Here is a 23180-nt window from a genome sequence, read left to right on the forward strand (position 1 = left end):
GATTCATCATGGCCGAGACGACCGTCCGCCGAGTCCGTCACCTCTCCCGTACGAGCAGCGAGTCCGACCGCAAGAACGCCGCCGCCGCGCTCCAGCGCGCCCTCGACCGCAGGGACAACGGCGGAGCGACGGGCCACTGACGCCCGCCGCCCTCTGAACCGGGAGCCGCACCCCGGGGGCGCGGCGTGGGGCACCGCCTCACGCCGCACCTCGGCCCGCCGGCTCCGTCCGCCGTGCCCCGGCGCGGTGTTCAGGTGCCGCGCCGCACCTCGAAGTGGTCGATGCGCTCGCCGCTCTGGGCCAGCGCCGACACCTTGAGCCGGGGCGACGGACCGGCCTCGGCCTCCACCGAGAGGAACGAGAAGCCGGTGTAGCGGACCCGGGACCACTCCACGGTGTCCGGCTTCTGCTGCTTCGACTTCGTCCAGTGGAACGTCTCGACGGCCTCGTGCCGCGTGACCTTGCCCTCGTGGCTGTCCTTGACCCCGATGGGGAAGCGGTAGAGGCTCTTGCCCGCGCCGCCCGCCGTCACATAGACGATCCCGTCCCGGGTCGGGTCGGTCGAACCGCCCACCGGAACCTTCCTGCCCACCGTGCCGCCCTTGATGGCGTCGGTGCGCTCGTACACGTGGTTGTGGCCGTTGATCACCAGGTCCACCTGGTGCTTGGCGAACAGCGGCACCCAGGCGTCCCGCACCCCTCCGTCCGAGGCGTGCGTCGACGTCGAGTAGGCGCAGTGGTGGAAGAAGACGACCACGAAGTCGACCTGCCGGCGCAGCTCCCCGAGCCGCTTGTCGAGCCAGGCCGTCTGCCGGCCCCCCGAGTAGCCCTTGTTGGCGGGGATCTCGTACGACACGTCGTTGGCGTCCAGCGCGACGACGCCGACGTTGCCGTACACGAACGAGTAGGCGCCCGGCGCGTTGCGGGGGTCGAACCCGTTGGAGGGGAGTGCCCAGCGTGCCGACTGGCCGCCGTACCCGTTCGGCGAGTACCACGCCTCCATGTCGTGGTTGCCGGTGGTCACCATCCACGGCACGGTCCGCGCGACCGTCTCGGTCTGCCGCAGGAACAGGTCCCAGGCGGCCGGGTCGTAGACGTCCGACTCCTGGCCGAGCCCGACCCCGTCGGCGTAGCAGATGTCGCCCGCGTGCAGATGGAAGGCGGGACCGCGGCCGAGGAGCACCTTGTCGTTGGCGAGGGCGTCGGGTGTGACGCCCTGGTCGCCGAAGGCGGTGAACACGAACGTCCCGGGGTGCGCGGGCGCCGTGCGGAAGTGGCCGATCGTGGGGTGCCGCTCCCGGCTCGCCGGGTCGAAGCCCTCGTGGCCCACGCCGTAGTAGTACGTCGTCCCCGGGCGCAGTCCGTCGAGCGCCGCGTGCAGGTAGTACTGGTCGAGGGCGGCCCGCTGACCGGCGAGGCCCGGGGTGTGCAGGTGCCGGACCTCGGCCTCGATCCGGCGGCTCAGGGCCCAGGGGGTCGGGCCCACCCGGACGTACGGCTTCCGGACCGCGAACGGCACCTGCCAGGAGATCCGCATCTGGGTCTTCGGGTCCGCGCCGAAGGCGAGGTGGCGGCCGAACGGGGTGACGGCGGCGCCGGGCACCAGGCGGGTGGCCGGGTTCGGGGAGGAGCCGGACGTCACCCGGGCGGGTGCCTTCGCGCCCTGGGCGCAGCCGGTCAGCAGCCCGCCGCCGGCGAAGGCGCTCGCGGCCACGAGCGCCCGGCGCCGGGTGAGTCGCGTCCTCAGGTACTCGTACTGCTCCGCCATGCTCAGGGTGCGCGCGAGCTCGCGCGGGATGCCGACGTCGGGGACGGGAAGCTCGGGGGAGGTCCCCGTGGAAGGAGCGGTCATGTCTGGAAAGTTCCCAGCCTGCGCCAACGGCGTTCATACATACGGGTGAACGTGGGTCGAAGGGTAGACGTTGCGCGACACCGCCCTGTCCGTATGGCGGACGTCGTGTGTCATTCCATGGGACAAGGAGTACGGTGCCGACATGTCTCGCAGCATCGATCTCGCAGTGATCCCCGGTGACGGCATCGGCCAGGAAGTCGTGGCCCAGGGGCTCAAAGTCCTCTCCGCCGCCCTCCCGCAGGACGTGAAGCTGGAGACCAAGGAGTTCGACTTCGGCGCCCGGCGCTACCACGCCACCGGTGAGACCCTCACCGACGCCGACCTCGACGCCCTCAAGGGGCACGACGCCATCCTGCTCGGCGCGATCGGCGACCCCTCGGTCCCGTCCGGCGTGCTGGAGCGCGGCTTCCTGCTCAAGCTCCGCTTCGCCTTCGACCACCACGTGAACCTGCGTCCCTCGAAGCTGCTGCCGGGTGTCGAGACCCCGCTGGCCGGCCAGCCCGAGATCGACTTCGTCGTGGTCCGCGAGGGCACCGAGGGCCCGTACACCGGCAACGGCGGCACCATCCGCAAGGGCACCGAGCACGAGGTCGCCACCGAGGTCTCCGTCAACACGGCCTTCGGTGTCGAGCGGGTCGTCCGGGACGCCTTCGCCCGTGCCCAGGCCCGTCCGCGCAAGAAGCTGACGCTGGTCCACAAGAACAACGTGCTGACCTTCGCGGGCCACCTGTGGACGAACATCTTCAACAAGGTCGCGGCCGAGTTCCCCGAGGTCACCACCGACTACATCCACGTGGACGCGGCGACGATCTTCCTCGTCACGCAGCCCGAGCGATTCGACGTGATCGTCACCGACAACCTCTTCGGCGACATCATCACCGACCTGGCCGCGGCCGTCTCCGGCGGCATCGGCGTCGCCGCCTCCGGCAACATCAACCCCAGCGGCGAGTTCCCCTCGATGTTCGAGCCCGTGCACGGCTCGGCGCCCGACATCGCGGGCCAGGGCAAGGCCGACCCCAGCGCCACCGTCCTGTCCGTCGCCCTGCTGCTGCGCCACCTCGGCTACGAGGCCGAGGCCGCCCGGATCGAGGAGGCCGTCGCCGCCGACCTCGCCGAACGGGTCGGCAAGCCCGCCCGCAGCACCGAGGAGATCGGCGACGCGCTCGCCCTGCGAGTAGCCGGCTGATCCGGCGCACCACCTACGTTCCGTAGCAGCCGCCGGGTCGCATCCGCACCCGGCGGCTTTCGCCGTTCCGTCGCCGGGTGCCACCATCAGTTCCCCGGGCCACCCTCCCGGGCCGTATTCACACCGTTTCGTCCACGGCCCTCCGCGCGCGATAATCGAGGGCGGAGCCGCGGAACGAGGGAATGCTCGGACGTCCTAGCACTGGCCACGGACGGTCCGGGTGTGAGCGCGGCCCGTCACATACAACCGGTGAAGGACAAAACCACTCATGACGCAGCCCACGATCGAGCTCAAGCCCTCCGCCAGTCCGCTCGCCGCCGCCGAGCGCGAGGCGATCCTGGCCAACCCCGGGTTCGGCCGCCACTTCACCGACCACATGGTGACCATCAAGTGGACCGAGGGCCGGGGCTGGCACGACGGCCAGCTCGTTCCGTACGGACCGCTCTCCCTCGACCCGGCGAACATGACCCTGCACTACGCGCAGGAGATCTTCGAGGGCCTCAAGGCCTACCGCCGGCCCGACGGCTCCGTCGCGACGTTCCGCCCCGACAAGAACGCCAAGCGCTTCCAGGCCTCCGCCCGCCGGCTCGGCATGCCCGAGCTGCCCGTGGAGACCTTCATCGAGGCCTGTGACGCGCTGGTCCGCCAGGACCGCGACTGGGTGCCCTCGCACGGCGGCGAGGAGTCGCTGTACCTGCGGCCCTTCATGATCGCCACCGAGGTCGGTCTCGGCGTGAAGCCCGCCAACGAGTACCTGTTCCTCGTCATCGCCTCGCCCGCCGGCGCCTATTTCGCGGGCGGCGTGAAGCCCGTGAAGATCTGGCTCTCCGAGGACCGCGTCCGCGCCGTCCCGGGCGGCATGGGCGACGCGAAGACGGGCGGCAACTACGCCGCCTCGCTCCTCGCGCAGAAGGAGGCCGCCGCCAAGGGCTGCGACCAGGTCTGCTACCTCGACGCGGTCGAGCACAAGTGGATCGAGGAACTCGGCGGCATGAACCTGTACTTCGTGTACGGGGACCGGATCGTCACCCCGTCCCTCACCGGCTCCATCCTGGAGGGCGTCACCCGCGACTCCCTGCTGACCGTCGCCCGCGACCTCGGCTACACCGCCGAGGAGGGCCGCGTCTCCATCGACCAGTGGCAGACCGACGCCGAGAACGGCACCCTCACCGAGGTGTTCGCCTGCGGCACCGCCGCCGTCATCACCCCCGTCGGCACGGTCAAGCGCGAGGGCACCGAGTGGCTCCAGTCCGGCGGCGAGCCGGGCAAGGTCACCCTGCGCCTGCGCGAGGCCCTGCTCGACATCCAGCGCGGCGTCACCGAGGACAAGCACGGCTGGATGCACCCCCTGGGCTAGCCCCTCCCGCACCCCCGGCCGGTCCCCGCATCCCGACAGGGTTGCGGGGACCGGCTGTTCGTTCGACGCGTAGGGCCCCGGCGGCACGGGTATCCACTCAGTCCACGGGGGGAGCGTGTCCTCCGGTGCGCCCGCACGGTCACGGAGGGAGCGCAGGTGAGTGCAAGGACGCCGCCGGCACGGCCGCGCCGGCTGTTACGGGCCCTGCGTACCCCGCGGCGCCCCCAGAGCCTCACCGTCCTCGGCCTGCTCGCCGCCGTCGCCGCCCTGCTGCTCTGGAGCAGCAGCCGGATGGACAACTACGGGGAGAACCTCACCCTCAACCTCGGCACCGACATCGTCGGCGTCGTCGTCACCGTCTTCGTGATCGGCCCGCTGATCAGCCGCGCCCAGGAGGGCCGCGTCCGCGAGCACACCCGGCTGGACTACGAGTGGTTCAGTGCCCAGGTCCACGGCGCCACCTCGAACGTCAAGGTGCTCGACACCTTCTCCAGCGTCTTCGGCCCGCAGTTCTCCGAGCGGCTCTTCCGCGGGGTCAAGGCGGCCACCGCGCACGGCGCCCGGGTCCAGATCCTGCTCCTGGACCCCGATTCCCTGGCCGTCATCCTGCGCGGCCGTGAACTGGGCGGGCAGAGCGCCGACATCCGCCGGGACATCATGCGCAACCTGCGCACCCTGGACCGCTTCGCGCAGCGGCTCGACGAGGACAGCCGTCACCTCCTCGAAGTGCGCCTGTGCTCCACGTCCCCCGGGGTGACCCTCTACCGCTGGGACGACCGTTCCCTCGTCTCCTTCCTCACCGTCGGCCGGCTCTCCGGAGAGGGCGTCCAGCTCGAAGTGGCCGTCCGCTCCCCGCTCGGCACGTTCGTCGAGCAGCGCTTCGACGAGCTGTGGCAGCAGAGCATGCCCATGGAACGGTTCACGCATCTGCCGGTGACCCTGGTCGACGCGACGGACGGGCGCAGGGCGTTCAGCGTGCGTTTCGTCTACTCTGACGACACCCTGTACGTCGCAGGGCACGACCTCGTTTCGTACATGGCGCGTCACCGGCTGGACCAACTGTCGGCGCACAGCGAGTCCTTGAGCGCCCCCGGCGCACACGAACTCGTCGTGGTGGACGACGAGAGCGAGCTCCATGCCCTGCTCATCGAGCAGTTCACGGAGAAATACGAGGCGTCGGCGACCGCGTTCGTCGAGTTGCGGCCGGCGACGGCGCCGACGGACTAGTCGTTGACGGAATAGAGGCTCCGGCACCAATGGGTTCAGCGCTCCACCCGGCTCCGCACACGAGCCTCCGATCCTCCGGCACGAACCCTCGCTTCCGTGCGTACACCTCCCGCGACTTGGACGGTCTGCTCCAGCGTGTGCCACTGTCGCCCGACGAACGGCTCGCCCTGCGGGCCGTGGCCGCCGTCCTCCCGTTCCGCACCAACAGCTATGTGGTCGACGAACTGATCGACTGGTCGGCCGTGCCGGACGATCCCATCTTCCGGCTGACGTTCCCTCAGGCCGAGATGCTGCCCGCCCCGGACCTCAAGCAGATGGCCGACCTGTTGTCCCGAAAGGCTCCGAAGGCGGAGGTGCTGCGGGCCGCGCACGAGATCCGGATGAAGCTCAACCCGCATCCCTCCGGCCAGCTCGACGCCAACGTCCCCGTGCACGAGGGGCGCCGCCTCACCGGTCTCCAGCACAAGTACCCGGAGACGGTGCTGATCTTCCCGCGCCAGGGCCAGACCTGCCACGCCTACTGCACGTACTGCTTCCGCTGGCCCCAGTTCGTCGGCGAGTCCGACCTGCGCATCGCCACCGACGACATCGCCGCCACGTCCGCCTATCTGCGCGCCCACCCGGAGGTCACCAGCACGCTGATCACGGGCGGCGACCCGATGGTGATGAGTACCGAGGTGCTGCGACGCTACGTCGAACCGCTGCTGGAGATCGACACGGTCCGCTCGGTCCGCATCGGGACCAAGGCGCTCGCCTTCTGGCCGTACCGTTTCCTCACCGACCGCGACGCGGACGACCTGCTGCGGCTGCTGGAACAGGTCGTCGCGAGCGGCCGCACGCTCGCCCTGATGGCCCACTTCACGCACCCGCAGGAACTGCGGCCCCCGGCCGTGCGCGCGGCGATGCGCCGGGTGCGCGACACGGGGGCCGTGATCCGCTGCCAGGGTCCCCTGGTCAGGGGGATCAACGACAGCGCGGAGGCGTGGGCCGAGCTGTGGAACGAGACGACCACGCTGGGGGCGGTGCCCTACTACCAGTTCGTCGAGCGGGACACCGGCCCTCAGGGCTACTTCGGGGTGCCGCTGGCCCGCTGCCATCAGATCTTCCGCGACGCCTACGCCCGGGTGTCCGGCCTCGCGCGGACCGTGCGCGGCCCGGTCATGTCGGCGATGCCGGGCAAGGTGTGCGTGGACGGGACGGCTGAGGTGGGCGGGGAGAAGGTGTTCGTGTTGCACCTCATCCAGGCCCGTGACCCGGACCTGGTGGGGCGGCCGTTCTTCGCCGCGTACGACGAGGACGCCACCTGGTTCAGCGACCTAAAGCCGGCTTTCGGCGCGAGCCGGTTCCTGCCCGGGCTCGACGCGGGGTGATGTCTCCTTGGCCGTCAGCGCCAGGTAGACCAGGCCGCCGACCAGGCCCGAGAGGATGAAGCTGCAGTCCACCCCGCCCGTCAGGGACAGCAGCGGGCCCTCGTAGGAGGGCAGGGACACGGCCAGCAGGCCGACGACGGCGCCCAGCGCCCAGGACGCCGTGGCCCGGACGTTCCAGCCGGCCCGGTACCAGTAGACGCCGCCGCGGGAACGGCGGTTGAAGACCTGGAGGGCGTCGGCGTCGTAGATCCCGCGGCAGCGGACGAAGCCGATCAGGGTGATGACCGCCCACGGCGTGCCGATCGCCGTCAGCAGCAGCACGAAGGACGTCATCGCGGACTGGGCGTTCCAGGCGTAGTGGCCGACGAACACGCAGAGCATGGCGACGACGGCGACCGCGCAGGTGGCGCGGGCGCGGGAGGCGCGGGGCAGGATCGCGTCCAGGTCGAGGCCCATCGAGTAGAGCATCAGACCGGCGTTGCCGACCGAGCCCGCGGAGGCGGCCAGCAGCAGCGGGACCAGGTACCAGGTGGGGGACGCAGAGACCAGCGGTCCCGCGTAGTCGAGGGCGGCGCGGGCCCCGTACGCGGTGAAGGTGCCGAAGAGCTGGGGGACCAGCAGACCGGCGATCAGACCGAGCCAGGTGCCGTGCAGGACCGTGCGGGAGGAGTGGCGCCGGGGCGAGATGTAGCGGGTGTAGTCGCCGAGCAGGGTGATGAACGCGATCGGGCCCGACAGACCGGCCGCCACCGCCGCGAGGAACCAGGTGGGCCAGTACGAGCCGAGCAGGTAGCCGCCGGCGTCGGGGAGCGAGGTGGTGGTGAAGTGCGGGGCGTACGCGAACACGCCGGCCACCAGGAGCGCCGACATGCCGTAGGAGAGGGCGCGGGACATGGCGAGCAGCACCCGGTAGCCGTAGACGGCGCCCGCGACGGTGGCGGCGGCCAGCACCGTGTAGACGACGGCGTACGTGACCCCGTTCGCCGGGAGACCGAAGAGGCGGCCGAGCACGCCGATCATCACGTCGCCGCCGATCCACACGGTCAGCGCGGTGTAGCCGAGCGCGAGGAGCAGGCCGACGATCGAGCCGACCAGCCGTCCGCGGACGCCGAACTGCGCGCCCGAGGAGGTGGAGAGGTTCGTGCCGGTCCGCAGGGAGACCAGCGCCAGCGGCGCGGTGAGCGCCGTCCCGACGACCGTGCCTGCCACGATCGAGCTGACCGAGGACCACCAGTCGAGCCCGAAGGAGGGCGGCAGCCAGCCGAAGATGATCACCCCGAGGCAGAGGTTGGAACCGAGCAGGATCGACACGAGGTCGCGCGGCCCGCTGGTGCGTTCCTCGTCGGGGATCGTGTCGACTCCGCGCTGTTCGATCGGCATGGCTGGTCTCCTTTGACGGCCACCTGGCGTGGTGCGGGAAACATCACGAGTTTGAGCGACGCTCAATGTGGCGCCTCCGATGGTCATCCGTCAATGTTTCCCTTCCATGAATCCGGCGTTTAGAGTGACGTTCTAAATGGAGGAAGGCGAGGAGGTGTCGTGGCGTGCGACTGACCCCCACGGAACGTGACCGACTGCTGCTGTTCTCGGCCGCCGAGCTGGCCCGTGCCCGCCGGGCGCGGGGACTGCTGCTCAACGTGCCGGAGGCCACCGCGCTGATCGCGGACACCGTCTGCGAGGTGGCCCGCGACGGCGGACGGCTGGCCGAGGCGGTCGAGGCGGCCCGGTCCGTCCTCGGCCCGGACGACGTCCTGCCCGGCGTCGCGGACATCGTCACCGAGGTGCACGTGGAGGCCGTCTTCGACGACGGCTCGCGCCTCGCGGTGGTGAGCGACCCGATCGGCGGCGGTCTCGGCGAGCGGGCCCCCGGAGCGCTGCTGCCCGGTCCCGAGCACGCCGAGCCCGAGGCCGTCGTCCGGCTGTCCGTGACGAACACGGCCGCCGTCCCCGTCTCCGTCACCTCCCACTTCCACTTCTTCGAGGCCAACCCCCGGCTCGACTTCGACCGGCCGGCCGCCTACGGCATGCGGCTGGCCGTGCCCGCCGGCTCCTCCGTCCGCTTCGGCCCGGGGGAGAGCGCCGAGGTGGGCCTGCTGCCCATCGGCGGAGCCCGCGTCGCCATCGGTTTCGCCGGCCTCGTCGACGGACCGCTGGACGCCCCCGGGGCCCGAGAAGAGGCCCTGCGCCGGGCCGCCGCCTGCGGATACCTCGGCGTGCCGGACACCCTCGACCAGGAGGCCGACCGATGAGCCGCCCCGGAGGCCACCCCGCCGAGGCCCGCCGCCTCACCCCCCACGAGTACGCCGCCACCCACGGCCCCCGCGCCGGGGACCGCATCCGGCTCGGCGACTCGGGGCTGACCGTCCGCGTCGAGTCCGACTCCCAGCTCGCCGGGGACGAGTTCCTCGCCGGGTTCGGCAAGACCGCCCGCGACGGACTGCACCTGAAGGCCGCCGCCGTCCGCGAGACCTGCGACGTCGTCGTCAGCAACGTCGTGGTGATCGACGCGGTCCAGGGCGTCCGGAAGGTGTCCATCGGCATCCGTGAGGGCCGCATCTGCTCGATCGGGCGGGCCGGCAACCCCGACACCCTCGACGGCGTCGACGTCGTGGTCGGCACCGGAACGTCCATCGTCTCCGGCGAGGGGCTCATCGCCACCGCCGGAGCCGTCGACACCCATGTCCACCTGCTGTCGCCGCGCATCATGGAGGCATCCCTCGCCTCCGGCGTCACCACCATCGTCGGCCAGGAGTTCGGGCCGGTGTGGGGCGTCGGCGTCAACTCGCCCTGGGCGCTGGGCCACGCGTTCTCCGCCTTCGACGCCTGGCCCGTCAACATCGGCTTCCTCGCCCGGGGTTCGTCCTCCCACGGCGCGCCGCTCGTCGAGGCCCTCGCCGAGGGCGGGGCCAGCGGCTTCAAGGTCCACGAGGACATGGGCGCCCACACCCGCGCCCTGGACACGGCCCTGCGCGTCGCCGAGGAGCACGACGTCCAGGTCGCCCTGCACAGCGACGGGCTGAACGAGTGCCTGTCGGTCGAGGACACCCTGAGGGTGCTCGAGGGGCGCACCATCCACGCCTTCCACATCGAGGGCTGCGGCGGCGGCCACGTGCCGAACGTGCTGAAGATGGCGGGCGTCCCGAACGTCATCGGGTCCTCCACCAACCCGACCCTGCCCTTCGGCCGGGACGCGGTCGCCGAGCACTACGGCATGATCGTCTCCGTCCACGACCTGAAGACCGACCTGCCGGGCGACGCCGCCATGGCCCGCGACCGCATCCGCGCCGGGACCATGGGCGCCGAGGACGTGCTGCACGACCTCGGCGCCATCGGCATCACCTCCTCGGACGCCCAGGGCATGGGCCGGGCAGGCGAGACCGTGCGCCGCACCTTCGCCATGGCCGGGAAGATGAAGGCCCAGTTCGGCGCCCCCGAGGACCACGACAACGAACGCGTCCTGCGCTACATGGCCAAACTGACGATCAACCCGGCCATCGCGCACGGCCTCGCCCACGAGGTCGGCTCCATCGAGACCGGCAAGCTCGCCGACATCGTGCTGTGGCGCCCCGAGTACTTCGGCGCCAAACCGCAGCTCGTCCTGAAGTCCGGCTTCCCCGCCTACGGCGTCGTCGGCGACCCGAACGCCGCCACCGACACCTGCGAACCCCTGGTCCTCGGGCCGCAGTTCGGGGCGCACGGCGCGACCCCCGCCGAGATCTCCGTGGCGTTCGTCGCGCAGGCCGCGCTCGACCAGGGCAACGACACCATGCCCACCCGCCGGCGCCGCGTCGCGGTCCGCGGCACCCGCGGCATCGGTCCCGCCGACCTGCGCCTCAACTCCCGTACCGGTGCGGTCGACGTGGACGGGCGCACCGGCCTGGTCACCCTCGACGGCGAGCCGCTGCGCTCGGAGGCCGCCGACTCGGTCTCCCTCAACCGCCTGTACTTCCTGTAATGGACACCGCCTCTAAGGAACCCCCCATGTCTGCTGCCGCCGACGGCTTCCGCATGCCCGCCGAGTGGACCCCGCACGAGCGCACCTGGATGGCGTGGCCGGGCCCCAACCCCACCTTCGACAGCCCCGAGGACCTCGCCGCCTCCCGCGCCGCCTGGGCCGAGGTGGCCCGCACGGTCCGCCGCTTCGAACCCGTCACCGTGGTGTGCGGGCCGGGCCAGTCCGCTCCGGCCGCCGAACTCCTCGGCCCCGGCATCGACCTCGTCGAACGGGAACTCGACGACGCCTGGATGCGCGACATCGGGCCCACCTTCCTCACCGACGGGAAGGGCGGACTCGCCGCCGTGGACTGGACGTTCAACGGCTGGGGCGCCCAGGAGTGGGCCCGCTGGGAGCACGACTCCAAGATCGGCGCCGAGGTCGCGGGCCTGGCCGGGGCGAAGACGTACGCCTCCCGGCTGGTCAACGAGGGCGGCGCGATCCACGTCGACGGCGAGGGCACCGTGCTGCTCACCGAGACCGTCCAGCTCGGCCCCGAGCGCAACCCCGGCTGGACCCGCGAGCAGGTCGAGGCGGAGATCCACGCCCACCTCGGCACCGAGAAGGCGATCTGGCTCCCGCGCGGCCTGACCGGCGACTACCCCCCGCACGGCTTCGGCACCCTCGGCCACGTCGACATCGTCGCCGCCTTCGCCCGGCCCGGGGTGATCGTCGCCCACTCCCAGCAGGACCCGGCGCACCCCGACCACGAGGTCAGCCGGGAGATCATCGGGCTGCTCAGGGCCCAGACCGACGCGCGCGGCCGTGCCATCGAGGTCGTCGAGGTCCCTGCCCCGACCGTCCTGGAGGCCGACGGCCACTGGGCCGACTACTCCTACATCAACCACTACCTCTGCAACGACGGCGTCGTCCTGTGCGGCTTCGACGACCCGCGCGACGAGACCGCCGCGGACATCTTCCGGCGGCTGTTCCCCGGGCGGACCGTGACGCTGGTGGACGCACGTACGATCTTCGCGGGCGGTGGTGGCATCCACTGCATCACCCAGCAGCAGCCGAAGGTCTGACGACGGGAGTCCCCGATGGCCGGTGTGCGCCGGAACGCGCCGCCGCGCGAGGAGGTCCTCGCCGCCGCCATGGAGATGATCGCCGAGCGCGGTCTGGACAAGCTCACCATGGCGGCGCTCGGCCGTGAGGTCGGCATGAGCAGCGGCCATCTCCTGTACTACTTCCGCACCAAGGACGAGCTCTTGCTGCGCACCCTGGAGTGGAGCGAGGGCCGCCTCGGCACCGAACGCGGCCGGCTGCTCGCCGCCCGGGGCACCGCCCGCGAGCGCCTGGACGCCTATGTCGACCTGTACGTCCCCGACGGCCACCGGGACCCGCACTGGACCCTGTGGCTGGAGGTCTGGAACCACTCCCAGAACGCGGACGACGACGCCCGCGAACGGCAGGCCGCCATCGAGGGCGCCTGGCACCGGGACCTCGTCGCCCTGCTCGCCGAGGGTGTCTCGCGCGGAGAGTTCCGTCCGCTGGACGCGGACCGCTTCGGCGCCCGGCTGCGCGCCCTGCTGGACGGCTTCTCCATCCATGTGGCCATCGGCCTGCGCGGCACCAGCCGCGCCCAGGTGCTGTCCCAGGTGAAGGAGTTCCTGGACGCGTCGCTCGGCTGACCGGCGCCGCCGAGGCGTTCGCCGAACAGGGCTGCGACGCCGCTACCGCCACTGTCCGCCGATCATGTAGCCCAGTGCTCGCATCCTGAGACACCGTGTGATCACCGGGACGGTATGTGCCACACTGCCCCCGTGCTCTCGTTCGCCATGATTATTGGCAGCAGGCGCGCCGGTCCGCAGTGACCGCCACGTACGACCAGGTACGGGCGGCACCGTCGTCCTCGACCCGCGCGCAGACCTCTCGCACCCGCGAGGGGTTTTTCGCGTTTCTGGCCCACCTTCAGCCGGGAGCGCGGCGCACGCGGGATCATTGGAGGACGGTGGAGCCGGTCATTCCGGTAGACCGAGTTTCAACACAGGAGCCTTGAGACCATGACGGAAACCAGCGGAGTCGACGATTCCTTCCACGTCTTCGACACGACGCTGCGCGACGGCGCGCAGCGCGAGGGCATCAACCTCACCGTCGCGGACAAGCTGGCCATCGCGCGGCACCTGGACGACTTCGGGGTGGGCTTCATCGAGGGCGGCTGGCCCGGCGCCAACCCCCGCGACACCGAGTTCTTCGCCCGCGCCACCCAGGAGATCGACTTCCGGCACGCGAAGCTCGTGGCCTTCGGCGCGACCCGCCGGGCCGGCGGCAAGGCCTCGGAGGACCCCCAGGTCAAGGCACTCCTGGACTCGGGTGCCCCGGTGATCACGCTGGTCGCCAAGTCCCACGACCGGCACGTGGAGCTCGCGCTGCGCACCACGCTGGAGGAGAACCTGGAGATGGTCCGCGACACCGTCTCCCACCTGGTCGCCGAGGGCCGCCGCGTCTTCGTGGACTGCGAGCACTTCTTCGACGGCTACCGCGCCAACCCCGCCTACGCCAAGTCCGTCGTGCGCGCCGCGCACGAGGCCGGCGCCGACGTGGTGGTGCTGTGCGACACCAACGGCGGCATGCTCCCCGCCCAGGTCCAGGCCGTGGTCTCCACCGTCCTGGCCGACACCGGGGCCCGCCTCGGCATCCACGCCCAGGACGACACCGGCTGCGCCGTCGCCAACACCCTCGCCGCCGTCGACGCGGGTGCCACCCACGTCCAGTGCACCGCCAACGGCTACGGCGAGCGGGTCGGCAACTCCAACCTCTTCCCCGTCGTCGCCGCCCTGGAGCTGAAGTACGGCAAGAAGGTGCTCCCCGAGGGAGCGCTGCGGGAGATGACCCGGATCTCGCACGCCATCGCCGAGGTCGTCAACCTCACGCCCTCCACCCACCAGCCCTACGTGGGTGTCTCCGCGTTCGCGCACAAGGCGGGCCTGCACGCCTCCGCCATCAAGGTCGACCCGGACCTGTACCAGCACATCGACCCCGAGCAGGTCGGCAACACCATGCGGATGCTGGTCTCCGACATGGCCGGCCGCGCCTCCATCGAGCTCAAGGGCAAGGAGCTCGGCGTCGACCTCGGCGACGACCGCGAGCTCGTCGCCCGTGTCGTCGAGCGCGTCAAGGAACGCGAACTCAAGGGCTACACCTACGAAGCCGCCGACGCGTCCTTCGAACTCCTGCTCCGCGAGGAGGCCGAGGGCCGCAAGCGCACCTACTTCGAGGTCGAGTCCTGGAGGGCCATTGTCGAGGACCGCCCCGACGGCTCCCACGCCAACGAGGCCACGGTCAAGCTCTTCGCCAAGGGCGAGCGCATCGTCGCCACCGCCGAGGGCAACGGCCCCGTCAACGCCCTCGACCGCGCCCTGCGCGTCGCCCTGGAGACGCTGTACCCCCAGCTCGCCAAGCTGGAGCTGGTCGACTACAAGGTCCGCATCCTGGAGGGCAAGCACGGCACGCAGTCCACGACCCGTGTCCTCATCTCCACCTCCGACGGCACGGGGGAGTGGTCCACGGTGGGCGTCGCGGAGAACGTCATCGCCGCGTCCTGGCAGGCCCTGGAGGACGCGTACACCTACGGCCTGCTGCGCGCCGGGGTGGAGCCCGCCGCGTAGCGGCCGCTCGGCAGCGGTGACCGGGCGACGCCGCAGGCGCCACCGCTGTTCCCGCACGCTTCGTGTCCCGCCCCCCGTCGAGGGCGGGACACGCCCCGCCCTACTGCAGGTGCCACTTCTGGTTGGCGGCCCCCGTGCACGACCAGATCTGCGCCCGGGTCCCGTTGGCCGACACGTTGCCGGTCACGTCGAGGCACTTGCTCGCCGCCGTGTTGACGACGTCACCGGTCGAAGAGTTGTACGACCACCGTTGCGCACCGGTCCCGTTGCAGTCGTACAACTGCACCTTCGCCCCGTCGGCGGTCGACGCAGAGGTCACGTCCAGGCACTTGCCGAGCGCCTGGACCGAACCGTCGGCCGCCACGGTCCACCGCTGCGCCGTGGTGCCGTTGCAGTCGTAGAGCTGCACCGCGGTGCCGTTGGCGCTCGACGCGCCCGCCACGTCCAGGCACTTGCCGGCCAGTCCGACGAGCGCCCCGCTCTGGCCGCCCCCGCCCGACTGCGTGCCGGACCAGGTGAAGGTCGCCGACGTCTTGCCGGGCAGCGAGTACGTGGCGTGCTGGCCGCCCCAGTCGATCGTGACCGTCTTCGCCGCGGAACCGTCGTTGTAGGCGATCAGCGCCTTCGACCCGTCCGGGTTGCGCCAGGCGACGTTCGGGACGGCGGAGGACGCCGTGGAGGCGATCCGCTGCGCCCCGGGCCGGACGAACTTCGTCAAGTGCCCCATCGTGTAGTACTCGACCGTGTAGTCGACGGTCCCGCTCGCGCCGTCCCCGTTGTGCACGGTGATCAGTCCGGTGCAGGTGCCGCAGCCCCCGTTGTGCGGGCCCTTGTTCTGGTCCACGGCGAGCGACCACTTGGTCACCGACTTCGCCCAGTTGCGGGTGTAGTCGACGATGTTGAGCATGTCCTCGCGCTGCTGGTTCGCGATCCAGGTGCCGCCCGAGTGCTCGGTGCCGAAGGCGTCGAGGCCCGGGTACTGGTTGTGCACGCTCGTCTGCTTGGCGATGTCGCCGCCGTATCCGTGCCAGGCGATCCCGCCGAAGTTCGGGTGCGAGCGGACCGCCGCGTCGTCGACCGTGGCCGCCGCGTAGGAGTCGTACACGTCCCAGTTCCAGTCGTGGGCGAGCACCTTGGTGGACAGCCCGGCCGCCTGGAGCTTCGGCAGCAGCTCGCTCTTGGTGAAGTAGGCGAGCCCCGAGGCGTTCCAGCTCATCGAGGGGTACCCGGAGCAGCAGGTCGGCTCGTTCTGGGCGGTGACGTAGGAGACGGGGACGCCCTGGTCCCGGTACGCCTGGAGGTACTTCACGAAGTACGAGGCGTACGCGCCGTAGTCCTCCGCCTTCAGCCAGCCGCCGTTCAGCGACCCGCTGTCCTTCATCCAGGCCGGTGCCGTCCACGGCGAGGCCATCACGGTCAGGGCCGGGTTGAGCTGGAGCGCCTGCTTGGTGAGCGGCACCACGTCGGCCAGGTCGTGCCCGATGGAGAACTGCGCGAGGTTCGGGTCGCTCTGCCCGGCCGGCACGTCGTCGTAGGTGTAGCCGTAGCGGGCGAGGTCCGATGCGCCCATGGGGTTGCGCAGGAAGGACAGCCCGATCCCGTCCGTCGGCGAGAACAGCTTGCGCATCGTCGCGTCGCGGGTGCCCTGTGACAGGGCGCCGCTGCTGTTCATCAGCCAGGCCGCGGTGTCGGTGAAGGACGCGCCGCCGCCGGTGAAGGTCTGGTACCGGGTGTTCTCGTCGACGGTGATGTTCTCGCCGCTGCCGCCGGTGCCCGACTGGAAGGCGAACGGGGCCTGCGCCTGGAGCCCGCGCACGACATGACGCCCGCCGTCGTCGTCCGTGGTCGTGAGGTAGGCCGTGACCTGTTCGCCCGCCGCGTGAGCGGGCGCGGCCGCCGTGAATCCCGCGGTGGCCAGCAGCCCGGCGACGATCAGCCGGGCCGCCCGAGTGGATCTCCTCATGGAGCGCCGCCCTTTCGAAGGTGGGGGTTGGGAGGCGTGCGAGGCGTGAGTAAATGACGGCTGCGGACCCGCGTCAAGGGGGTGCGCGTTCAGACTTTGAAGGAACAACTGCACTGATCCGGCCGTGAGTTGAGTGTGTACCGGTTCTGGCGTGAAGTCTTGACGGGTTGCCGGGACGCCAGTTAACTCACGCCGTGATCTAAGTCGTGAGACGAGCGAGGGAACAGAGCGGCACGTCATCGTCGGGAAGCACGTCGTCCGAACCACGTGAGAGTCGAGGGGAACCCCATTGACCGGGCTCGATCGGAACTCCGTACGAAGAACCGCTCTGCTGGCCGGTGCCGCGCTGATCGCCGGACTGCTGCCGCTCGCCTCGGCGGGAGCGGCCGCGGCCGATGAACCGGCGCCGGTGCCGGTCGACCGCTTCGAGGGCGAGGTGCCCTTCGCGAGCCAGCCGGCCGAGGGACTCTTCACCTGGGGCGGCGACAGCGACGACCCGCCGAAGCTCGCCCTGACCGCGCGGTCCGACGCCCCCGAGGGCGCCAAGGTCCTCACCGGTGACTACGACATCAGCGGCTACGGCGGCTTCACCCACGACTTCGCGGCCGACCGGCCGGGCCACGACTGGTCCGCGCACAAGGGCATCCGTTTCTGGTGGGACGGCCGCGACACGGCCAAGAAGATCTCCTTCGAGATCAAGGACGGCGGGGCGAACGGCGAGGCGTCCGAGCTGTGGACGACGTCCTTCACCGACGACTTCACCGGCTGGAAGCAGATCGAGATCCCCTTCGCCGACTTCGTCTACCGCACGGACTACCAGCCCGTCGGCGGCATCGACCACGTCCTCGGCCTGACGCAGATGTGGGGCTACGCCCTCACCCTGCCGGTCGGCGTCGCGGGGCAGTTCGCCATGGACGACGTCGAGCTGTACGGCAAGGCCGACCAGTCCCTGCGGGCCTCCGTCACCACCGACTCCGCGGTCTACCCGGTCCGCGAGGGCGCCACGGCCGCCGTGAAGGTCACCGTCGCCACCACCGGCTCCGCCCCCATCGACGAACCCGTGACCGTCGCCTACGAGAGCGCGGGCGGCACCGCCACCGCCGGCCGGGACTACACCCCGGTCCACGGCGAGGTCACCTTCCCGGCGGGCACGGTGTCCGGCACCAGCCGCGTCGTCAGGGTCCCGACCCTGCGCGACCGCTCCGCCGAGGACGCCGAGACGATCCCGCTCAAGCTCACGGTCACCGGCGCCAAGGCCCCCGCCGAGACCCCGCAGGTCGTGATCGACGCCCACGGACTCCCGTACCTGGACCCGAAGCTGCCCGTGAAGAAGCGGGTCGCCGACCTTCTCTCCCGGATGTCCCTGGAGGAGAAGACCGGGCAGATGACCCAGGCCGAGCGCGGCGCGATCGGCACCGGCGGCGACATCGCCGCCTACGACCTCGGGTCGCTGCTCTCCGGAGGCGGCTCCACGCCGACCCCCAACACCCCCGCGGCCTGGGCGAAGATGATCGACGGCTACCAGCTGCGGACCCGGGCCACCCGGCTGCAGATCCCGCTGATCTACGGCGTGGACGCCGTGCACGGCCACAACAACCTGGCCGGCGCGACGGTCATGCCCCACAACATCGGCATCGGCGCCACCCGCGACCCGGCCCTCGCGGAGCGGACGGGCGCGGTGACCGCGGCCGAGGTCCGCGCCACCGGCATCCCCTGGGACTTCGCCCCCTGCCTGTGCGTCTCGCGCGACGAACGCTGGGGCCGTTCCTACGAGTCCTTCGGCGAGGACCCGGCGCTCGTCCAGTCCATGGAGACGGTCGTCCAGGGCCTGCAGGGCGCCCGCAGCGGCAAGGACCTGAAGGACGACGACAAGGTCCTCGCCACCGCCAAGCACTTCGTCGGCGACGGCGGCACCGGCTACGGCACGTCCACGACGGGTTCGTACACCCTCGACCAGGGCGTCACCAAGGTCACCCGCAAGGAACTGGAGGCCGTCCACCTGGCCCCGTTCACGACCGCGGTCGACCGGGGCGTCGGCTCGGTCATGCCGTCGTACTCCTCGCTCGACATCGTCGGTGACGGCCAGGGCCCGGTGAAGATGCACGCCCGCGCCGACATGATCAACGGCGTGCTCAAGGGCAGGATGGGCTTCGACGGCTTCGTCATCAGCGACTGGAACGCCATCGACCAGCTCCCCGGCGACTACGCGGCGCACGTGCGCACCTCGGTCAACGCGGGCGTGGACATGATGATGGTGCCGTACTCCTACAAGGACTTCCGGGCGACGCTCACGGACGAGGTGAAGGCGGGCCGGGTCACCACCAAGCGGATCGACGACGCCGTGGCGCGCATCCTCACCCAGAAGTTCCGGCTCGGCCTCTTCGAGAAGCCCTACGCGGACACGAGCGGCGCCTCGCGGATCGGCTCGTCCGCGCACCGGGCCGTGGCACGGCAGGCCGCCGCCGAGTCCCAGGTCCTGCTGAAGAACGCGAACGGCGTACTGCCGCTGAAGAAGTCCCAGAAGGTGTACGTCGCCGGTTCGAACGCCGACGACCTCGGCAACCAGTCCGGCGGCTGGACCCTCACCTGGCAAGGACAGTCCGGCCCGGTCCCCGGGGGCACGACGATCCTCCAGGGCATGCGGAACGCCGGCGGGAACGTCACCTACTCCAAGGACGCCTCGGCCCCCACCTCGGGCTACGACGTCGGCGTGGTCGTCGTCGGCGAGACCCCGTACGCGGAGGGCGTGGGCGACGTCGGCAACGGCAACGACCTGGAGCTGACCACGGCGGACAAGGCGGCCGTGGACAAGGTGTGCGCGGCCATGAAGTGCGCGGTGCTGGTCGTCTCGGGCCGCCCGCAGCTCATCGGCGACCGGCTCGGCGCCATCGACGCCCTGGTGGCCTCCTGGCTGCCGGGCACCGAGGGGGACGGCGTCGCCGACGTCCTCTACGGAAGGCGCGCCTTCACCGGGCAGCTCCCGGTGACCTGGCCGAAGTCCGCGGACCAGCTGCCGATCAACGTCGGTGACTCCTCCTACGACCCGCAGTTCCCGTACGGATGGGGTCTCACCACGCTGACGAAGACGCCGAGGGGCGGCGAGGCCACGCTGCACCAGATGGCCCTGGTGGCCGCGGCGGCGGAACGGGCCGGGGCCGACCGTGACGCCCGCAGGATCGTCACCAGGGCCCGCCTGCTCGTCCAGCAGAAGATCGGCCCGTCGCTCGGCGCGGCGAACGCGGGGCACTTCGCGAACGCGGACCACCTTCTGCTGACCGGCCACTACGCGAAGGCGGTGGCCGAACTGACGAAGGCGTACCGCGCGGCGTGAGGGAGCCGCTTCCCGGGGAGGGGGGCGGACGGTAGGGCCGGCCGGGGCTGGGTTCCAGCCCCGGCCGGCCCGCGCCGTTTCCGGTGGATCCGGTGATACCGGTGGCATGAGCGGCTCCCGCGGTTCCGGCGGCGCGGACGGTTCCCGCGGTTCCGGCGGCGCGGACGGTCCGTGGCCGCCGGGCGAGGTGCCGGTGCCCGCCCGCCGGCGAGCCGCCGTACCGGTGTCCTCTTTCGCCCCGGTTCGGGTAGCTTCAAGGCATGAGGGCCGCACGCACCCGAGGACTTCCGGGCCTGCTGGCCGCGCTGATACTCGCGGCCCTGGCGACGATGTGGCTCCCCGCGCCCCGGGCAGAAGCCGCCACCGACGTCTCCACGGTCGCGGCGGCCCTGCGCGAGGGGCCCGTCTACGTGGACCCGGCCGCCTCCGGCCAGCTCTCCGGCGCGGAGGCCGACGCGCTCTCCACCAAGATCGAGAAGGCGGACAAGCCGGTCTTCGTCGCGGTCCTTCCCGCGGACTTCCCCACCCAGGACCTCTTCCGGAACCTGCGCACCGACACCGGGATCACCGGCCTCTACGCGATCCGCCTCGGCGACCGCTTCGACGCCCGGGCCGATTCCGCCGTGATGTCCCGCACGGCCGTACAGAACCTCGTCGCCAGTGTGCAGGGCGTCTCGGACGCGAACACCCAGCTGAACGAGTTCACCGACCGGGCGCTCGCCAACATCCACGGCTCGGCCCCCGCGAGCTGGGGAGGCGGCATGGACAGCGGCGGCGTGCCCACGGGAGCGCTGATCGCGGTCGGCGCGGTGGCCGTGGTGGGCGGAGCGGGCGCCTACGTGGTCGTGCGGCGCAACCGTCGCCGCGACGAGGAGGAACAGCGGGCGGCGCTGGAGCGGCTCCGCGTGGTCGTGGACGAGGACATCACCGCCTTCGGCGAGGAACTGGACCGGCTCGACTTCCATCCCGCCGAGGCCGGCGCCGACGACGCGATGCGCGCGGACTACGAACGCGCGCTGGACGCCTACGAACAGGCGAAGTCGCTCATGGCCGGGGCGCGCAGACCCGAGGACGTGCGCGCCGTCACCGAGTCCCTGGAGGGCGGCCGCTTCTCCCTCGCGGTCCTCGCCGCGCGCCGCGAGGGGCGGCCCGTGCCCGAACGCCGGGCGCCCTGCTTCTTCGACCCCCGGCACGGGCCGTCCGTCGCCGACGCGGCCTGGACGCCCGCCGGGGGCGCGCCCCGCGAGGTCCCGGTCTGCAAGGCGGACTGGATGCGTCTCACCGGCGGTGAGGAACCGGCCGTGCGCGAGGTGGAGACCCCGAACGGCCGCCGCCCGTACTGGGACGCCGGTCCGGCGTACGGGCCCTGGGCGGGCGGCTACTTCGGCGGCGGCGTGCTGCCGGGCCTGCTCGTCGGGACCGTGCTCGGCAGCATGATGTCGAGCCCCGGGTACGGGGCCGCGTACGGCACCGGCTACGGCGACTTCGGCGGCGGCTACGACGGCGGGGACGTCTCCGGAGCCGACTTCGACCCCGGCGACTTCGGCGGCGGTTTCGGCGACGGCGGGGGAGGAGGGGACTTCGGCGGCGGGGGCGGCGGCGACTTCGGCGGCGGCTTCTGAGACGCGCGGCCGAGGGAGGGAGCGGAGCGAGTGGGGCGTGGGGCGGACGGGGAGCACTCCGGGCTCCCCGTGGCATCCCGGGCGCCCCAGGCACTCCGGGCGCCCCATGCATCCCGGGCTCCCCAGGCATCCGGACCCGGCGACGCCCCGTGCGTACGGCCCTCGCGCCCCGCGCACACGGCGGCGCCGAGCGCCCCTGTGCGGGGAGCTCGGCGCCGAGGGAAAGCGTGCGTCGAAGCGGGGGCCTGGGCCCGTGGCTCAGCCGGCGTTCCGGATCGCCGAGATGTCGAAGTTCAGCTTGATCTTGTCGGAGACGAGGACGCCACCGGTCTCCAGGGCGGCGTTCCAGGTGAGGCCCCACTCGGAGCGCAGGATCTCGGCCTTGCCCTCGAAGCCCACGCGCTCGTTGCCGAACGGGTCCTTGGCGGCGCCGTTGAACTCCAGGTCGATGCTGATCTGCTTGGTGGTGCCGAGGATCTCCAGGTCGCCGGTGATCCGGTAGTCGTCACCGCCGAGCGCCTCCGCCTTGGTGGAGCGGAAGGTCATCGCCGGGAACTCGTCGGTCTTGAAGAAGTCGGCGCTCTTGAGGTGACCGTCACGGTCGGCGGAACCGGTGTCGATGCTGTCCATCTTGATGTCCAGGGAAGCCGTCGACCGGGCCGGGTCGGTGCCGTCCAGGCGCAGCGTGCCCTCGAAGTCCTTGAACGAGCCCTTGACGTTGGTCACCATCGCGTGCCGGGCGACGAAGCCGATCGTCGAGTGGGCCGGGTCGATCGTGTAGTCGCCGGTCAGGGCGGCCAGGTCCGGGCTGACGGCGCCGGCGGTGGCCGTGGCGACGGCGGAGGTGTTCTCGGCGGTGTCGGTGGTCTTGCGGCCGAAGATGCCCATCAGATGCTCCTTGGGGGGACGGGCCGCGGTTCCGGGGGGAGCCACGGCGTCATTCTGTTGAATGTTCAACGAGGTCAACACGGGCAACCGTAGACCTATTCCGTTCAACTTTCAACAGCATCCGGAGTGTGCGCGTGCCGTGACGCCGGGTCGTCCTGGGCGGGCCTTCGCCGGGCGGCCCGGACGTCGGACACCGGCACCGGGTACCCCCGTGGAGTCGCTCCAACAGGAAGCGCGGACCGGCCGCCGAACCGGCGCTCGGACGCGGCGCGAACCGCCGAACGGGGGTCGCGTCACCCCGGTGACGGCATGGGCCGTGCTTGAATGCCGAACGGCACTCGGCGGAACCGTTTGTGAGACCCCCACAAGGCCGAACCCCTCCGGGCAGTCGGATCGCCTGCATGTGATGGTGGTTCTGTTCAGGGGCGCCAGGAAAACGGTCCGGAGACTGTGCAGAGTCGACGGGCCTCTTTCCTTGGCGGACTTCGTATGGTCGCTACATGACCGTTTTGGACGAGGCCGACACCGCCAGCACCACGATCCCCACCGGCGAACCGACCGACGCGCGTGGCCGCGTGGCGGAGCTGCACGCCATCCGTGCGGAGGCGCTGGCCGGGCCGAGCGAGAAGGCGACCGAGGCGCAGCACGCCAAGGGCAAGCTGACCGCCCGGGAGCGTATCGAGCTGCTGCTGGACGCGGGCTCGTTCAGCGAGGTCGAGCAGCTGCGCCGGCACCGGGCGACCGGCTTCGGCCTGGAGGCCAAGAAGCCGTACACGGACGGT

17 protein-coding genes are annotated in these 23180 nt (G+C 71.4%); 13 read left to right on the forward strand and 4 right to left on the reverse strand.

The genetic code is table 11. The annotated features are described in order from the left end of the window. The first annotated feature begins 8 nt into the window (after positions 1-8). Positions 9-140: a hypothetical protein gene (locus IO36_RS48970; protein WP_103550476.1), complete on the forward strand. Its 132-nt coding sequence runs from the start codon at positions 9-11 to the stop codon at positions 138-140. Between the two features lie 110 nt (positions 141-250). Here IO36_RS48970 and IO36_RS23420 read toward each other — a convergent pair whose 3' ends face one another. Further along, positions 251-1852: a purple acid phosphatase family protein gene (locus tag IO36_RS23420; RefSeq protein WP_037622673.1), complete on the reverse strand. Its 1602-nt coding sequence runs from the start codon at positions 1850-1852 to the stop codon at positions 251-253. Positions 1853-1994: 142 nt separating this feature from the next. Here IO36_RS23420 and IO36_RS23425 point away from each other — a divergent pair, with 142 nt between their 5' ends. The 4 genes from IO36_RS23425 (at position 1995) to IO36_RS23440 (ending at position 6992) form a co-directional block, all read left to right on the forward strand. Then, positions 1995-3038 carry a 3-isopropylmalate dehydrogenase gene (locus IO36_RS23425; RefSeq protein ID WP_037622674.1) on the forward strand — a complete coding sequence of 348 codons (1044 nt, stop codon included), beginning with the start codon at positions 1995-1997 and terminating at the stop codon, positions 3036-3038. Positions 3039-3306: 268 nt separating this feature from the next. Continuing rightward, positions 3307-4395, forward strand: a complete 1089-nt coding sequence (locus tag IO36_RS23430; RefSeq protein WP_037622675.1) for a branched-chain amino acid aminotransferase — start codon at positions 3307-3309, stop codon at positions 4393-4395. Between the two features lie 156 nt (positions 4396-4551). Continuing rightward, a complete protein-coding gene (locus IO36_RS23435) occupies positions 4552-5622 on the forward strand; it encodes a hypothetical protein (protein ID WP_051900851.1) in 1071 nt (356 codons plus the stop codon). A 137-nt stretch (positions 5623-5759) separates the two neighbouring features. After that, positions 5760-6992, forward strand: coding sequence for a KamA family radical SAM protein (locus tag IO36_RS23440; protein ID WP_245173439.1), 1233 nt, complete (start codon positions 5760-5762; stop codon positions 6990-6992). Here the strand turns inward: IO36_RS23440 and IO36_RS23445 are convergent. Continuing rightward, complete coding sequence (locus tag IO36_RS23445; RefSeq protein WP_037622678.1) at positions 6939-8372, reverse strand: cytosine permease; 1434 nt, start codon at positions 8370-8372, stop codon at positions 6939-6941. The genes IO36_RS23440 and IO36_RS23445 overlap by 54 nt on opposite strands. Before the next feature lie 164 nt (positions 8373-8536). On the opposite strand from IO36_RS23445, the gene ureA reads away from it, so the two are divergent. The 5 genes from ureA (at position 8537) to cimA (ending at position 14594) form a co-directional block, all read left to right on the forward strand. Further along, the gene (gene ureA / locus IO36_RS23450) at positions 8537-9241 is read left to right on the forward strand and encodes an urease subunit gamma (protein ID WP_037622679.1); all 705 of its coding nucleotides are present in this window, start codon (positions 8537-8539) and stop codon (positions 9239-9241) included. Continuing rightward, positions 9238-10947: an urease subunit alpha gene (locus tag IO36_RS23455; RefSeq protein ID WP_037622681.1), complete on the forward strand. Its 1710-nt coding sequence runs from the start codon at positions 9238-9240 to the stop codon at positions 10945-10947. Before ureA ends, IO36_RS23455 begins: the two co-directional genes overlap by 4 nt. 26 nt (positions 10948-10973) lie before the next feature. Beyond that, positions 10974-12011, forward strand: a complete 1038-nt coding sequence (locus IO36_RS23460; RefSeq protein ID WP_037622682.1) for an agmatine deiminase family protein — start codon at positions 10974-10976, stop codon at positions 12009-12011. A 15-nt stretch (positions 12012-12026) separates the two neighbouring features. After that, positions 12027-12617, forward strand: coding sequence for a TetR/AcrR family transcriptional regulator (locus tag IO36_RS23465; RefSeq protein WP_037622684.1), 591 nt, complete (start codon positions 12027-12029; stop codon positions 12615-12617). A gap of 372 nt (positions 12618-12989) precedes the next feature. Beyond that, a complete protein-coding gene (cimA, locus tag IO36_RS23470; protein ID WP_037622686.1) occupies positions 12990-14594 on the forward strand; it encodes a citramalate synthase in 1605 nt (534 codons plus the stop codon). A 100-nt stretch (positions 14595-14694) separates the two neighbouring features. Here the strand turns inward: cimA and IO36_RS23475 are convergent, their stop codons facing one another. Continuing rightward, a complete protein-coding gene (locus IO36_RS23475; RefSeq protein WP_037622687.1) occupies positions 14695-16557 on the reverse strand; it encodes a ricin-type beta-trefoil lectin domain protein in 1863 nt (620 codons plus the stop codon). Between the two features lie 289 nt (positions 16558-16846). Here IO36_RS23475 and IO36_RS23480 point away from each other — a divergent pair, with 289 nt between their 5' ends. Further along, a complete protein-coding gene (locus tag IO36_RS23480; protein WP_037622688.1) occupies positions 16847-19888 on the forward strand; it encodes a glycoside hydrolase family 3 protein in 3042 nt (1013 codons plus the stop codon). A 260-nt stretch (positions 19889-20148) separates the two neighbouring features. Continuing rightward, the gene (locus IO36_RS23485; protein ID WP_037622690.1) at positions 20149-21510 is read left to right on the forward strand and encodes a hypothetical protein; all 1362 of its coding nucleotides are present in this window, start codon (positions 20149-20151) and stop codon (positions 21508-21510) included. Between the two features lie 258 nt (positions 21511-21768). Here the strand turns inward: IO36_RS23485 and IO36_RS23490 are convergent, their stop codons facing one another. Next, the gene (locus IO36_RS23490) at positions 21769-22398 is read right to left on the reverse strand and encodes a YceI family protein (RefSeq protein WP_037622692.1); all 630 of its coding nucleotides are present in this window, start codon (positions 22396-22398) and stop codon (positions 21769-21771) included. Between the two features lie 500 nt (positions 22399-22898). Between IO36_RS23490 and IO36_RS23495 the strand changes: the two genes are divergently transcribed. Then, positions 22899-23180: carboxyl transferase domain-containing protein (locus tag IO36_RS23495; protein WP_280923747.1), on the forward strand; the 282-nt coding region annotated here is incomplete at its 3' end.

The organism is Streptomyces aureus, from assembly GCF_000725495.1.
GTDB classification, from domain to species: Bacteria; Actinomycetota; Actinomycetes; order Streptomycetales; family Streptomycetaceae; genus Streptomyces; species Streptomyces aureus_B.

Coding starts and splice junctions, on each gene's coding strand:
- IO36_RS23490 (WP_037622692.1), bottom strand. CDS start 22,398: ATGGGCATCTTCGGCCGCAAGACCACCGACACCGCCGAGAACACCTCC.
- IO36_RS23420 (WP_037622673.1), bottom strand. CDS start 1,852: ATGACCGCTCCTTCCACGGGGACCTCCCCCGAGCTTCCCGTCCCCGAC.
- IO36_RS23485 (WP_037622690.1), top strand. CDS start 20,149: ATGAGGGCCGCACGCACCCGAGGACTTCCGGGCCTGCTGGCCGCGCTG.
- IO36_RS23430 (WP_037622675.1), top strand. CDS start 3,307: ATGACGCAGCCCACGATCGAGCTCAAGCCCTCCGCCAGTCCGCTCGCC.
- IO36_RS23475 (WP_037622687.1), bottom strand. CDS start 16,557: ATGAGGAGATCCACTCGGGCGGCCCGGCTGATCGTCGCCGGGCTGCTG.
- cimA (WP_037622686.1), top strand. CDS start 12,990: ATGACGGAAACCAGCGGAGTCGACGATTCCTTCCACGTCTTCGACACG.
- IO36_RS23465 (WP_037622684.1), top strand. CDS start 12,027: ATGGCCGGTGTGCGCCGGAACGCGCCGCCGCGCGAGGAGGTCCTCGCC.
- IO36_RS23455 (WP_037622681.1), top strand. CDS start 9,238: ATGAGCCGCCCCGGAGGCCACCCCGCCGAGGCCCGCCGCCTCACCCCC.
- IO36_RS23425 (WP_037622674.1), top strand. CDS start 1,995: ATGTCTCGCAGCATCGATCTCGCAGTGATCCCCGGTGACGGCATCGGC.
- IO36_RS23445 (WP_037622678.1), bottom strand. CDS start 8,372: ATGCCGATCGAACAGCGCGGAGTCGACACGATCCCCGACGAGGAACGC.
- IO36_RS48970 (WP_103550476.1), top strand. CDS start 9: ATGGCCGAGACGACCGTCCGCCGAGTCCGTCACCTCTCCCGTACGAGC.
- IO36_RS23460 (WP_037622682.1), top strand. CDS start 10,974: ATGTCTGCTGCCGCCGACGGCTTCCGCATGCCCGCCGAGTGGACCCCG.